The sequence below is a fragment of the Polaromonas sp. genome, from assembly GCF_030682935.1.
Classification (GTDB): Bacteria; Pseudomonadota; Gammaproteobacteria; order Burkholderiales; family Burkholderiaceae_C; genus Polaromonas.
Genome location: NZ_JAUXNA010000341.1, coordinates 1 through 12,975 on the forward strand (window position 1 = coordinate 1; position 12,975 = coordinate 12,975).

General features: G+C 65.0%; 11 protein-coding genes and 3 pseudogenes. 11 read left to right on the forward strand and 3 right to left on the reverse strand.

Annotated elements, in window-relative coordinates:
* From Q8K05_RS15695 to Q8K05_RS15730, 8 genes and pseudogenes are all read left to right on the forward strand, one after another.
* Positions 1-353 (forward strand): annotated as a pseudogene (locus Q8K05_RS15695) (nitrite reductase large subunit); the annotation flags it as partial.
* A 29-nt stretch (positions 354-382) separates the two neighbouring features.
* A complete protein-coding gene (gene nirD, locus Q8K05_RS15700) occupies positions 383-760 on the forward strand; it encodes a nitrite reductase small subunit NirD (RefSeq protein ID WP_305247555.1) in 378 nt (125 codons plus the stop codon).
* Positions 761-786: 26 nt separating this feature from the next.
* A pseudogene (locus tag Q8K05_RS15705) lies at positions 787-3,678 on the forward strand (molybdopterin-dependent oxidoreductase).
* 43 nt (positions 3,679-3,721) lie between these two features.
* Complete coding sequence (gene ybiB / locus Q8K05_RS15710; protein WP_305247556.1) at positions 3,722-4,627, forward strand: DNA-binding protein YbiB; 906 nt, start codon at positions 3,722-3,724, stop codon at positions 4,625-4,627.
* Complete coding sequence (gene cobA, locus Q8K05_RS15715; protein ID WP_305247557.1) at positions 4,624-5,415, forward strand: uroporphyrinogen-III C-methyltransferase; 792 nt, start codon at positions 4,624-4,626, stop codon at positions 5,413-5,415. Before ybiB ends, cobA begins: the two co-directional genes overlap by 4 nt.
* A gap of 112 nt (positions 5,416-5,527) precedes the next feature.
* Positions 5,528-6,778: an NAD(P)/FAD-dependent oxidoreductase gene (locus Q8K05_RS15720; RefSeq protein ID WP_305247558.1), complete on the forward strand. Its 1,251-nt coding sequence runs from the start codon at positions 5,528-5,530 to the stop codon at positions 6,776-6,778.
* A 115-nt stretch (positions 6,779-6,893) separates the two neighbouring features.
* Complete coding sequence (gene rpsU, locus Q8K05_RS15725) at positions 6,894-7,106, forward strand: 30S ribosomal protein S21 (RefSeq protein ID WP_011484193.1); 213 nt, start codon at positions 6,894-6,896, stop codon at positions 7,104-7,106.
* 120 nt (positions 7,107-7,226) lie between these two features.
* Positions 7,227-7,688, forward strand: a complete 462-nt coding sequence (locus tag Q8K05_RS15730) for a GatB/YqeY domain-containing protein (RefSeq protein ID WP_305247559.1) — start codon at positions 7,227-7,229, stop codon at positions 7,686-7,688.
* A 117-nt stretch (positions 7,689-7,805) separates the two neighbouring features.
* On the opposite strand, the gene pmbA is transcribed toward Q8K05_RS15730, so the two are convergent.
* Positions 7,806-9,215 carry a metalloprotease PmbA gene (pmbA, locus tag Q8K05_RS15735; RefSeq protein WP_305247560.1) on the reverse strand — a complete coding sequence of 470 codons (1,410 nt, stop codon included), beginning with the start codon at positions 9,213-9,215 and terminating at the stop codon, positions 7,806-7,808.
* Between the two features lie 25 nt (positions 9,216-9,240).
* Here pmbA and yjgA point away from each other — a divergent pair, with 25 nt between their 5' ends.
* From yjgA to Q8K05_RS15750, 3 genes are read left to right on the forward strand one after another with little or no spacing between them, the layout of a single operon-like run.
* Entirely contained in the window at positions 9,241-9,846 is a 606-nt protein-coding gene (yjgA, locus tag Q8K05_RS15740) for a ribosome biogenesis factor YjgA (protein ID WP_305247561.1), read from the forward strand.
* Positions 9,843-10,475 carry a molybdopterin adenylyltransferase gene (gene mog / locus Q8K05_RS15745; RefSeq protein WP_305247562.1) on the forward strand — a complete coding sequence of 211 codons (633 nt, stop codon included), beginning with the start codon at positions 9,843-9,845 and terminating at the stop codon, positions 10,473-10,475. Before yjgA ends, mog begins: the two co-directional genes overlap by 4 nt.
* Entirely contained in the window at positions 10,472-11,755 is a 1,284-nt protein-coding gene (locus Q8K05_RS15750) for an amidase (RefSeq protein ID WP_305247563.1), read from the forward strand. The genes mog and Q8K05_RS15750 overlap by 4 nt, the downstream gene beginning before the upstream one ends.
* A 69-nt stretch (positions 11,756-11,824) precedes the next feature.
* Here the strand turns inward: Q8K05_RS15750 and cysE are convergent, their stop codons facing one another.
* Together cysE and Q8K05_RS15760 are read right to left on the reverse strand one after the other, a co-directional pair.
* Positions 11,825-12,604: a serine O-acetyltransferase gene (gene cysE / locus Q8K05_RS15755; RefSeq protein ID WP_305247564.1), complete on the reverse strand. Its 780-nt coding sequence runs from the start codon at positions 12,602-12,604 to the stop codon at positions 11,825-11,827.
* Positions 12,605-12,613: 9 nt separating this feature from the next.
* Positions 12,614-12,975: pseudogene (locus Q8K05_RS15760) on the reverse strand (RNA methyltransferase); the annotation flags it as partial.

Genomic DNA, 12,975 nt, shown 5'->3' on the forward strand with positions numbered 1-12,975 from the left:
GCATCATCGGCGTGGACTCGGGCTGGGAGATGTACGTGGCCGGCAACGGCGGCATCAAGACCGAGGTGGCGCACTTCTTTGTGAAAGTCAAAACGGCGGCCGAAGTGCTGGAGTACACGGGCGCGTTCTGCGAACTGTACCGCCAGGAAGGCTGGTACCTGGAGCGCACCGTGCACTTCGTCAACCGCGTGGGCCTCGACTACGTGAAGAAAAAAATCCTGGAAGACCATGAAGGCCGCAAGGCGTTGTGGGAGCGGCTGCAGTTTGCGCTCGACGGCGAGCCCGATCCGTGGTTCGACTTCAAGGAAGCGGAAGTGGACACCCGCCAGTTTGAAAAACTCGCTGCCCTTTGAATCCGGTCTGAAATTTCAGGAGAAACACCATGTCCGAATGGAAAAAAATCTGTCTGCTCACCGACATCCCGGTGCTGGGCGCACGCCGGGTGGCACGCCCGCAGGGCATCGACGTTGCCGTTTTCCGCAACGACCAGGACGGCGTGTTTGCGCTGCTGGACCGCTGCCCGCACAAAGGCGGCCCGCTGAGCCAGGGCATTGTGTTTGGCACCAGCGTGGCCTGCCCGCTGCACAACTGGACCATAGGCCTGGCCGACGGCTGCGCCAGGGCGCCTGACGAAGGTTGCACGCAAAAGTTCAGCGTGCATGTGGAAGGCGGCGTGGTGCATCTGGACGCCGCCGAGCTGGCCACGCTGGCGCTTGACCAGCAGGCCGTGGTCGCCGGGCCGGCGCCGCACAGCGCGTGAAAGTACCCTCGCCCACTGGAGCCCCCATGACTGAAACCCGATCCACCTGCCCTTATTGCGGCGTCGGCTGCGGCGTGATCATTCAATCGCAGGCTGACCAGATCACCGGCGTCAGGGGCGACCCGGATCACCCGGCCAACTTCGGGCGCCTGTGCACCAAGGGCGCCACGCTGGCCCTGAGCGCGTCCAGCGCTGTCACGCAGCAAACCCGGCTGCTGCACCCGATGCAGCGCCTGCGCCGCCGCGATGCAGCGCAGCGTGTCAGCTGGGACAGCGCACTGGGTTTTGCCAGCGACAGCTTTGCCCGCATCATCCGGACGCATGGGCCCGATGCCGTGGGTTTTTACATTTCGGGCCAGCTGCTGACCGAAGACTATTACGTCTTCAACAAGCTGGCCAAGGGCCTGATCGGCACCAACAACATCGACAGCAACTCGCGCCTGTGCATGAGCAGCGCCGTGGCGGGCTACAAGCAGACGCTGGGCGCCGACGCACCGCCGACCTGCTACGACGACGTGAAGCATGCGCAGTGCATCTTCATTGTCGGCAGCAACACAGCCACCGCGCACCCGATACTTTTCAGGCGCATTGAAGACGCCAAGGCCGCCAACCCCGCGCTCAAGATCATTTTTTGCGACCCGCGCCGCACCGACACCGCCGAGATCGCCGACCTCTACCTGCCGATTTTGCCCGGCACCGATGTGTCGCTGTTCAACGGCATGCTGCACATCATGCTGTGGGAAGGCTGGCTGGATACCGCCTATATTGCCGCCCACACCAGCGGTTTTGAGGCCCTGAAAACCACCGTGCGCGACTACACGCCCGAGCTGGTGGCCGACACCTGCGGGATTAAAAAAGAAGACCTGCTGACCGCCGCCCGGCTGTTTGCCACCTCGGCCGCGACCCTGAGCCTGTACTGCCAGGGCCTGAACCAGTCGAGCAGCGGCACCGCCAAAAACGCCGCGCTGATCAACCTGCACCTGGCCACCGCGCAGATCGGCAAACCGGGCGCCGGGCCGTTTTCACTGACCGGCCAGCCCAACGCCATGGGCGGGCGCGAAGTCGGCGGCATGGCCAACCTGCTGAGCGCGCACCGCGACCTGGCCAACCCGGAACACCGCGCAGAAGTTGCCGCGCTCTGGGGCGTGCCCAGCGTGCCTGAAAAGCCGGGTAAAACCGCCGTTGAAATGTTCCAGGCCGCTGCCGACGGCGAGATCAAGGCGCTCTGGATTGCATGCACCAACCCGGCCCAGTCCATGCCCGACCAGGCATTGGTGCGCCGCGCACTCGAACGCGCCGAGCTGGTCATCGTGCAGGAAGCGTTTGCCACCACGGCCACGTGCGACTACGCCGACCTGCTGCTGCCCGCCACCACCTGGGGTGAAAAAACCGGCACCGTGAGCAACAGCGAACGCCGCATCAGCCGCGTGCGGCCGGCGGTGGCCGCGCCCGGCGAAACGCGCCACGACTGGTCGATTGCCGTGGCGTTTGCGCAGCGGCTGGAGGCTTTGCTCCCCGGCCCCGGTTTACGCCTTCCCCCCTTTGGGGGAAGGTCCAAGACGGAAGCGCCGGTAAAAAGCCTGTTCAACTACCCCACCGCCGAAGCCGTCTGGAATGAACACCGCGAGTCCACGCGCGGCCGCGACCTGGACATCACCGGCATGAGCTACGCCCTGCTGGAAGAAGCGCCGCAGCAATGGCCGCTGAAAGAAGGCGACGCCGCCGGAAAGGTCAGGCTCTATGAAGACGGCATTTTCCCGACGCCAGATGGCAAGGCGCGTTTCGTCAACACCGTGTACCGACCGGTGGCCGAACCGCGCGAACCGCGCTTTCCGTTTTCGCTGACCACCGGCCGCCTGCGCGACCAGTGGCACGGCATGAGCCGCACCGGCACGCTGGGGCGGCTGTTTGGCCATGTGGCCGAGCCCGCGCTCCAGATGAATGCACAGGACATGGCGCGGCGCCTGCTCAAAGAGGGTGACCTGGTGCATGTCACGTCCTAGCGCGGCTCCATCGTGGTGCCCTTACAGGCCTCGCCGGAGGTCGGCATTAGCCAGGCCTTCATGGCCATGCACTGGGGTGGCGAATATTTAAGCGGCCAGTCCAGCAGCGGCGCGCCCCTGGCGGGCGTCAACGCGCTGACCACCTCAGCCTTTTGCCCCAGCTCGAAACAACCCGAACTCAAGCACGCGGCGGTCAAGATCCTCAAGACCGAACTGCCCTGGTCGCTGCTGGCCATGGCCTGGCTGCCCGAGGGCGAGGCGCTGGCCGCCCGCGAACAGCTCAAACCGCTGATGGCGGCGTTTCCTTTTGCCAGCTGCGTGCCGTTTTCAAACAACACCCCGCTGGCCGACCGCTGCGGCGAGCGCACGGGCGTGCTGTTTCGTGCGGCGGGCCATGAAGCGCCGGCCGATGACATCCTGGCCACACTGGAGCTCATCCTGGGCCTGGGCGGTGTGGACACGCTGCGCTACGCCGACAAGAAAAAGGGCCAGCGCCGCACGGCCCGGCTGGTGCGGGCGGGCGAGCAAACGGAACTGGCCGGCTTCCTGCTCGCGGGCGACACCCGTGCGCAGACCTGGATCAGCACGCTCTTGAAGGACACCCTTCCCGCGCAGGCTTACGGCCGCCTGCTGCTGTTGCCGGGCGCCAAACCGCCGGTGGCGGTGCAGTCGCGCGGCACGGTCGTATGCAGCTGCCTCAACGTCACCGACCGGGCGATCGACGACCACCTGCAGGCACTTACCCAAGGCAGCGAGGATGAGGCGCTGGCATCGCTGCAGCAAGCCCTGAAATGCGGCACCCAATGCGGCTCCTGCGTGCCCGAGCTCAAACGCAGGGTGCGTTCCGCGCACGGCGCCGGGGCAGCGCAAGTGGTGCCGCCGCGCACCGTCATTCCTATCCAGCAGCTGGCTTAAGCTCATAACAACAAGTTATCTGCATTCGCGGACAATCACCAAAATGAGCATCAACCAGTACATCAAGGAAATCGGGCGCGGCAAAGACGGCGCACGCGCCCTGTCGCGCGCGCAGGCGGCCGACTTGCTGGGCCAGGTGCTGGACGGCACTGTGACCGACCTGGAAGTGGGTGCTTTTTGCCTGGCCATGCGCATCAAGGGCGAAACGCCCGAAGAGATGGCGGGCTTTCTGGACGCTGTGCATCAGCGCATGAACCTCCTGCCCGCCAGCGTCCGCCCCATCGTGGTGCTTCCCAGCTACAACGGCGCCCGCAAACTGCCGCTGCTCACGCCGATGCTGGCGCTGCTGCTGGCGCGCGAAGGGCTGCCGGTGCTGATCCATGGCACGCCTACCGAATCCACCCGGCTTTTTGTGTCAGAAGTGCTGCTAGCCCTTTCCATACCTGCGCAGACAGCTATTAACTCAATAGCACCCGGCGAGGTCGCCTTTGTGCCTACCGAACTGCTGTGCCCCGCCCTGAAGCGCCTGCTCGATGTGCGGCGCGTGGTCGGTCTGCGCAATCCGGCGCACAGCCTGGTCAAGATCATGAACCCCTGCCAGGGTAAAAGCCTGGTGCTCAGCAGCTACACCCATCCGGAATACGCACTGTCCATGGCGCAGACCTTTGAGCTGATCCACGCCAATGCGCTGCTGCTGCGCGGCACCGAAGGCGAAGTGGTAGCCGACGCGCGCCGCATGCCCAAAATGGAAGCCTTCGTGAACGGGCAGCGGCGGCTGCTGCAGGAATCCCAGAGCGGAACCCTGGCCTCGCTGCCGGATCTACCCCAATCGGTGGACGCAGCCGGCACGGCGGCCTATATTCGGTCCGTCATGGCAGGCGAGCGGCCCGTGCCCGCTTCGATTGCGCGGCAGGTGGAACATATCTTGCGTCTGGTCTCGGAATTATGAACAACGGCAAAGTCACCCTCGGAACGAACGGAACATGCACACTGGTGGGCGCGGGCCCCGGCGATCCGGAACTGCTCACCCTCAAGGCGCTCAAGGCGATCCAGCGCGCCACCGTGCTGTTTGTCGACGACCTGGTCAGCGACGAGATCGTGGCGTTTGCCGCGCCGGGCGCCCGCGTGGTGCATGTCGGCAAGCGCGGCGGCTGCAAGTCCACGCCGCAGGCCTTCATTGAAAAGCTCATGGTCATGGCCGCCCGGGAAGGTGAAAACGTGGTGCGGCTCAAGGGCGGCGACCCCTTCATTTTTGGCCGTGGCGGCGAGGAAGTCGAGCACTTGCGGGCCGCCGGCATTGAGGTGGAAGTCATCAACGGCATCACCGCGGGTCTGGCCGCCGTGACCTCGCTGGGCGTGCCGCTGACGCACCGCGCGCATGCCCATGGCGTGGTGTTTGTCACCGGCCACGCCAAGCCCGGCGACGCCGGCACCGACTGGCCCGCGCTGGCCGCCACCGCCCACAGCGCCCGGCTCACGCTGGTGATCTACATGGGTGTCAGCGGTGCCGGGCGCATCCAGACCGAGCTGCTGACCGGCCTGCCGGCCAGCACCCCGGTGGCCGTGATCCAGAATGCCACCCTGCCGAACCAGCGCCACATCACGACCACGCTGGGCGCGCTGGCCGACGCGATTCAGGCAGGCGGCCTGGTCAGCCCGTCCATCATCGTGGTCGGCGACGTGATCGGCAGCCTGGCGCTGGCCGCCGCGCACCCGGCGTCGGTTCGCGCCGCCTGAACGGCGCGCAGCTACACTTCCACGTTCAAAAAGACGCGGCTCCCGGGCCTCGGCCAAAGCACTATGCTTTTTATAGCTGCTAACGCCCGTCTTGTATGGACCAGAGGCTGATTTGACGCATAAATTTGATGTAGTGGTGGTAGGCGCGGGCGCCGCCGGCCTGTTTTGCGCGGGCCAGGCAGGCCAGTTGGGCCTGAAGGTGCTGCTGCTGGATCACAGCGAGAAGGTGGCCGAGAAAATCCGTATCTCGGGCGGTGGCCGCTGCAATTTCACCAACCGTGATGTGGGCCCGGCCAACTTCCTGAGCGAGAACCCGCACTTTTGCCGGTCTGCCCTGTCCCGCTACACACCGCAAGACTTCATTGAACTGCTGCAGCGCTACGACGTTCCGTTTCACGAAAAGCACAAGGGCCAGCTTTTTTGCGACCGCTCGGCCGAAGACATCATCAACTTGCTGCTGGCCGAGTGCGCCAAGGGGGACGTCACGCGCTGGCAGCCCTGCAGCATCAAAAGCATCGTTGGTCCTGAACCAGCGGGCATTGACAGCTACCAAATCGAGAGCGACCGGGGCCTGATTGAAGCGCGCCAGGTGGTGATAGCCACCGGCGGGCTGTCGATTCCGAAAATCGGCGCCACCGATTTTGGCTACCGCATCGCCCAGCAGTTCGGCCTGCGCCTGGTGGCCCCGCGAGCCGCGCTGGTGCCGCTGACCTTTGACGGCCAGGCCTGGGCGCCTTATGCCCAATTGAGCGGCCTGGCGCTGCCGGTGCAGATTGAAAGCACGCCTGCGGACGCCAGCGCCAAGCAGCGAAAAAAAGCCGTGGTGTTTTCGGAAGACCTGCTGTTCACGCACCGGGGCTTGAGCGGCCCGGCGGTGCTGCAGATTTCCAGCTTCTGGCGCGAAGGCCAGCCGATCCGCATCAATCTGGCGCCGGGCGTGGATTTGCCCGCCCTGCTGCTGCGCGCCAAGGCCACGTCGAAAAAGCTGATCGCCAACGAACTGGCCAGCCTGGTGCCCAGCCGCCTGGCCGACGCCTGGGTCAGCCAGGACCCGGCCCTTCAGCGCCCCATCAGCGACGCCACCGACAAGGCCCTGCTGGGCCTGGCGCAGCGCCTGGCCGGCTGGGAACTCACGCCCACCGGTTCGGAGGGCTACAAAAAAGCCGAGGTCACCGTGGGCGGCGTCGATACCCGGGACTTGTCCTCACAAACCATGGAATCGAAGCAGCCGGGTCTGTACTTCATCGGCGAAGTGGTCGATGTCACGGGCTGGCTGGGCGGCTACAACTTTCAGTGGGCCTGGGCCTCGGGCTTTGCCTGCGCGCAGGCGCTGGCGGCGCGGCATTTTGAACGGCCTGTATGATCCATGTCAAGTGCCATCTTATGGACTGCTATAATCTTAGGCTTTGCTAGCAAACCCGCACCAGACCTGATCCTGATCAGATCACTCACAGTGCATATTTCGGATCAACTCATCAATGACCACCATTCGCGTAAAAGATAACGAACCCTTCGACGTCGCGCTGCGCCGCTTCAAACGCACGATTGAAAAACTCGGCCTGCTGACCGACCTGCGTGCCCGTGAGTTTTATGAAAAACCAACGGCCGAGCGCAAGCGCAAGAAGGCAGCCGCCGTCAAGCGCAACTACAAGCGCATCCGCGCCATGCAGTTGCCCAAGAAATTGTACTAATCGGTACCAGCTTCCCTTGCCTTCTGGCAGGCAGCTCACAAGCCCGCAAGAGGACGCTCTGCGGGCTTTTTCATTTTTCAGCCCATCCACAAATCCAAGTAGCCCTTTCAGGAGCCTGCAATGTCACTCAAAGACCAAATCACCGAAGACATGAAGAACGCCATGCGCGCCAAAGACAGCGAGCGCCTGGGCACCATCCGCCTGCTGCTGGCCGCGATCAAGCAAAAAGAGGTCGATGAACGCGTGGTGCTCGACGATGTGGCCGTGGTCGCCATCGTCGACAAGCTGATCAAGCAGCGCAAGGATTCGATTGAGGCCTTTGTGAAAGCCGAGCGTAAAGACCTGGCCGACAAGGAAGCGGCCGAGTTGCTGGTGCTGCAGGCCTACCTGCCCGCCCGCCTGAGCGCCGAAGAAGTCACGGCAGCGGTACAAGCCATTGCCGCCGCACTGGCTGCTGAACTGGGCCGCGCGGTAGGCCCGGCCGACATGGGCAAGCTGATGGGTGCCGTGAAAGCCCAGCTGGCGGGCAAGGCCGACATGGGCCAGGTCTCAGCGGCGGTGAAGGCCGCGCTGGCGGGCTGACCAGACATAGGCTACCTCCCCACCAGCAGGGGCCGCGGAACCGGCTTCGCCGGGCCGCAGGCGCAGCAACCCCCTCGGGGGGCAGGAAGCTACACGAAGTGAGCGACCGTGGGGGCCTTAACTCCCGGCCACCTTCATACGGTTGACCAGCATCGAGCCCACAGTCTTGGAGCCGTAGTTGTAGGCATCGGCACCCACGGCCTCGATGCCCATGAGCATGTCCTTGAGGTTGCCGGCAATGGTGATTTCCTCAACCGGGAACGCGATCTGGCCGTTTTCTACCCAGAAGCCGGAGGCGCCGCGCGAGTAGTCGCCCGTCACGTAGTTCACGCCCTGCCCCATCAGCTCCGTCACAAACAGCCCCCGGCCCAGCTTGCGCAGCATGGCGTCCAGGTCGTCGCCGGCGCGCGTATGCCGGCTGGTCAGCGTCAGGTTGTGGGAACCTCCGGCATTGCCCGTGGTGCGCATGCCCAGCTTGCGGGCTGAATAGGTGCTCAGGAAATAGCCCTCCACCCGTCCCGCGTCGACCACCTTGCGCGCACTGGTTTTCACGCCTTCTTCATCAAACGGCGCGCTGCCCTTGCCTTTGAGCAGGTGCGGGTCTTCAAAGATGTCAATGTGCTTGCGAAAAGCCTGTTTGCCCAGGCTATTGAGCAAAAACGTGCTTTTTCGGTACAGCGCACCGCCACTGACGGCCTGCACAAAGCCCCCCAGCAGGCCTGATGCCAGCGGCGACTCAAACAGCACCGGGCACTCCGTGGTCGGAATTTTCCGGCTTTTCAGGCGCGCCAGGGCGCGCTCGGCGGCATAGCGGCCGACCACTTCAGGACACGCCAGGTCAGCAGCGTCGCGCATGGAGCTGTACCAGGCATCGCGCTGCATCTGGCTGCCCTTGCCGGCGATGGGCGCCACGGAAATGCTGTGACGCGAGGCCGCATAGCCGCCGCGAAAGCCTTGGGTGTGGGCGCTGAAAAAATGGCTTTGCTGGGCCGACACGCCCGCCCCTTCGCTGTTGGTGATCAGGCGGCTGGTGCCCATGGCAGCGGCTTCGCACTGCAGGGCCAGCTGGGCCGCCTCTTCCGAGGTGATGGCCCAGGGGTGGAACAGGTCCAGTGCCGGGTGCTCACGGGCGATGTCGCGGTCGTCGGGCAAACCGGAAGTCTCGTCTTCCGCCGTGAAGCGCGCAATGTCGTAGGCCGCCTTCACGGTTTGCTCAATCGCTGACTTGGAGAAATCGCTGGTCGCCGCGTTGCCGCGCTTTTTGCCGATGTAGACCGTCACACCCAGCGACTTGTCGCGGTTGCGCTCGACGGTCTCAAGTTCACCCTTGCGCACGCTGACCGACAGGCCGCAGCCCTCGGACGCTTCGGCCGCGGCATTGCTGGCACCGAGCTTTTTGGCGTGGGCCAGCGCTTTATCGACCAGCCCCTCAAAAAAGTCGCGGTGGTAACTGAAACCCGCCTCGGGCTGAGGGGTCTTTGCGCGAGAAGAATTCTTGACTGAACGGGCAGGTGATTTTTGGGTCATATGGGTCGCTATGATACTGACTGCTATGAACATCAAGACTACCAAGGCTATCAAGAGCCCCATCAAAGGCTACTGGTCCAACGGCCGCTTCGTGAAACCCGAAGAAATTGCACTCGAAGAAGTGGGACCGCCCAGCAAAACCCAACTCAAGGCCGAGGCCGACGAGAAGCAGGCGCTGGGCGAGGCGCTGCTGACCCTGCGCGCCGACCTGATGGCGCGCCTGGACCTGCCCGACAAGCTGCTGGACGCGCTGGCCCAGGCCAAACGCATCACCAACTTCGAAGGTCGGCGCCGGCAGATGCAATTCATCGGAAAACTGATGCGACCGCTGGATACGGAGCCGATCCGCGCCGCGATTGACGAGCAGGCCAACGGCTCGGCCGACCTGACGCTGGCCCTGCACCTGGCAGAGCAGTGGCGCGACAAGCTGATTGCATCGGACGACGCGCTCAGCACCTGGCTGACCGAATACCCCGCCACCGATTCGCAGCAGTTGCGTGCGCTGATCCGCCAGGCTCGCAAGGACATTGCCAAGCCGGAAAAACCGGGCGAGGCACCGCGCCACGGCAAGGCCTACCGCGAGATTTTTCAGCTGGTCAAGCAGGCGATGGCCCAGGAGCCCGAGGCATGAGCGCCCCGTGCGACGCCATCAAGGTGGGCATCGTGTCGGTCAGCGACCGCGCCTCGGCGGGCGTGTACGAGGACAAAGGCCTGCCCGCCCTGAAGGACTGGCTGACCCGCGCCCTGCGCAACCCGCTCACCTTTGAGGAACGGCTGATTCCCGACGACCAGGCGCGCATCAGCGCCACGCTGATTGAACTGGTGGATGCCGGCTGCGCGCTGGTGCTGACCACGGGCGGAACCGGCCCGGCGCTACGCGACGTGACCCCCGAGGCCACGCGGGCCGTGGCGCACAAGGAAATGCCGGGTTTTGGCGAGCAGATGCGGCAGATCAGCCTCCGGTTTGTGCCCACCGCCATCCTGTCGCGCCAATGCGCCGTGATCCGTGACCAAAGCCTGATCCTGAACCTGCCCGGCCAGCCCAAGTCGATCCAGGAAACGCTGGAAGGCCTGAAAAACGAGGCGGGCGAATCCGTTTTGCCAGGCATCTTTGCCGCCGTCCCCTACTGCATCGACCTGATAGGCGGGCCCTACCTGGAAACCGATCCCGCGGTGTGCAAGGCGTTCCGGCCCAAATCGGCAATCCGCACGCCGAGTGCGCCAGCAACGCCGGACACTGCAGCAGTACCCGCGCCGTGAAGAACACGCCAGTTTCAGCGCTGGCCACCGCCACGCAACTGGCAGCCGGCACGCTGGATGCGGCCACCCTGCTCACTGAAACCTATGCGCGCATCGACGCGCTGGACGGCACACTGGGCGCGTTTGTCGCCCGGCTGAGCCTGCCCACTGCACTGGAACAGCTGAAAGCGCTGGAAGGGCCGCTGCAAGGCCTTCCGGTGGCCGTCAAGGACATCTTCGACACCTGCGACCTGCATACAAGCTATGGCTCCCCGCTGTACGCTGGCGCTGCGGCCCGCAGCGATGCGGCCATGGTCAGCGCCATCCGCCGCGCTGGCGGCCTGGTGATCGCCAAATCCAGTACCACCGAGTTTGCCTTTCTCCAGCCAACCGTCACGCGCAACCCGAACGCGCCGGGCCGCACGCCAGGCGGCTCGTCCGCCGGATCGGCGGCGGCCGTCGCGGCCGGCCTCGTGCCTTTTGCAATTGGCAGCCAGACCGGCGGCTCCATTGTTCGACCGGCGTCGTACTGCGGCGTCACCGGTTTCAAGCCCAGCTTTGGCCTGTTACCGACGGCGGGCCTCAAATGCTTTTCGTGGTCCCTCGACACCGTGGGCCTGTTTGCCGCCAGCGTGCGCGAGGTGGCCTGGTTTGCCCAGGCCGTGAGCGCTCAGGCGCTGGCGCTGGATAGCGCGCCGGGCAGGTCGCCGTCCCGGCCGTGGGTCGTCGGCGTGCCCGACGCCTATCCCTGGGGCGCCGTATCGCCGAGCGCCCAGCGGGCCATCGACGCGGGCAGCCAGGCCTTGCGGGCCGCAGGCGCCGAGGTTCGAAGCATCGCCCTGCCGGCCTGGATGAACCAGGTGTTCGAGGCGCACGATGTGATCCAGGGCTATGAAGCCTGGCGTACCCTGGCGCGCGAAGTGGACCAGCACCCGCAGGCCCTGTCGGCCGTGCTGCGTGACTACCTGCTCGCCGCGCGCCACATCAGCGCGCCTGCCTACGAAGCGGCGCAACGTAGCGCCTCACAAGCCCGCCGCGCCTGTGCGGACTGGTTCGGCCAGTTTGATGTACTGATGACGCCCAGCGCCGAGGACGAAGCGCCGCCGGGTTACGCCAGCACGGGGGTTTCTACTTTCAACCGCGCCTGGACGCTGCTGGGTTTGCCTTGCGTGAATGTGGCGGGCGCCATGGGCGTGACCGGCTACCCCATGGGTTTGCAGGTCATAGGCGGGCCGAGCGCAGACCGCGCCTGCCTGCAGGCCGCCGATTTTCTGGAGCGTGCGCTGCGCCCGTCCGCCTGAGAGAACCGTCGAATTGCATCGATGGGGCTGAATCGGCCGGATTCGATCAGCCGAATTCAGGCCGCCGGCTTATTTGCCCACCAGCTGGTTCAGCTTGTCAGCCTCAAAGGTTTCCAGCAGCGCGGCGTCTTTGGGCACGCAGTCATGAGTACTGCTGTTGGGCAAGCAGGACAGCTTTTCAATCGCCTGCCAGAGCAGGGCGATCTGGTGCTCCTGCCCGGCCGCGTTGTCGATCAGGCCGCGCAGCGCCTGCGACAGCGGATCGTCGTTTTGTGTGATGCCATAGGCTGAAAATCCCATCTGGCTGGCGACCTGCTCGCGCTTCACATCAGCATCAGCCTGGATGATGCGGGCCGGGTTGCCCACCGCCGTGGCGCCCGCAGGCACCGGCTTGACCACCACGGCATTGGAGCCAATGCGCGCGCCGTCGCCCACCGTGAAGCCGCCCAGCACCTGCGCGCCCGCGCCCACCACCACACCCCGCCCCAGCGTCGGGTGGCGCTTGGCGCCCTTGTAGAGCGAGGTCCCGCCCAGGGTCACGCCCTGGTAAATCGTGCAACCGTCGCCAATTTCAGCGGTTTCGCCCACCACCACGCCCATCGCATGGTCAAAAAACACGCACCGGCCAATTTTGGCGCCGGGGTGAATTTCACTGCCCGTCATCCAGCGCGCCAGGTGCGAAATGAAGCGGCCCAGCCACTTGAAGCCGTGGTTCCAGCACCAGTGCGCCCGCCGGTACAGGATCAGCGCATGCAGGCCGGGATAGCAGGTCAGCACTTCCCAGGCCGTGCGGGCGGCCGGGTCGCGTTCAAGAATGCAGTGGATGTCGGAGCGGATTCGGGAAAACATGAGGGGAGTCTACTGTTCGGCTGGCAGTTTCGCTGCAGCGTGCGTTTTTCCCGCCGCGAGCAAAGCTTTTTGCGACATGGCCTTGGCCACGCCGCGCAGGATGTGGATTTCTTCGGGGCTGAGCTGCGCGCGGTTAAACAGCTGGTTCAGGCGCGGCATGAGTTTTTTGGGCGACGCCGGGTCCAGAAAGCCGATGTCGGTCAGCGCCGCCTCCCAGTGCTTGAGCATGCCGGCCACGGCGGCGGCGTCGGCCAAGTGGGGTTCGGGCGTGGCCGCCTGCACGGCAAAGCCGCCCAGCGCCTCACGCCAGTCGTAGGCAATCAGCTGCACCGCAGCGGCCAGGTTGAGCGAGCCAAACTTCGGATCACTCG

Bases quoted from the DNA above. Each gene is read 5' to 3' on its own strand.
- nirD (WP_305247555.1), top strand. From the start codon at position 383: ATGTCCGAATGGAAAAAAATCTGTCTGCTCACCGACATCCCGGTGCTG.
- ybiB (WP_305247556.1), top strand. From the start codon at position 3,722: ATGAGCATCAACCAGTACATCAAGGAAATCGGGCGCGGCAAAGACGGC.
- cobA (WP_305247557.1), top strand. From the start codon at position 4,624: ATGAACAACGGCAAAGTCACCCTCGGAACGAACGGAACATGCACACTG.
- rpsU (WP_011484193.1), top strand. From the start codon at position 6,894: ATGACCACCATTCGCGTAAAAGATAACGAACCCTTCGACGTCGCGCTG.
- Q8K05_RS15730 (WP_305247559.1), top strand. From the start codon at position 7,227: ATGTCACTCAAAGACCAAATCACCGAAGACATGAAGAACGCCATGCGC.
- pmbA (WP_305247560.1), bottom strand. From the start codon at position 9,215: ATGACCCAAAAATCACCTGCCCGTTCAGTCAAGAATTCTTCTCGCGCA.
- yjgA (WP_305247561.1), top strand. From the start codon at position 9,241: ATGAACATCAAGACTACCAAGGCTATCAAGAGCCCCATCAAAGGCTAC.
- mog (WP_305247562.1), top strand. From the start codon at position 9,843: ATGAGCGCCCCGTGCGACGCCATCAAGGTGGGCATCGTGTCGGTCAGC.
- cysE (WP_305247564.1), bottom strand. From the start codon at position 12,604: ATGTTTTCCCGAATCCGCTCCGACATCCACTGCATTCTTGAACGCGAC.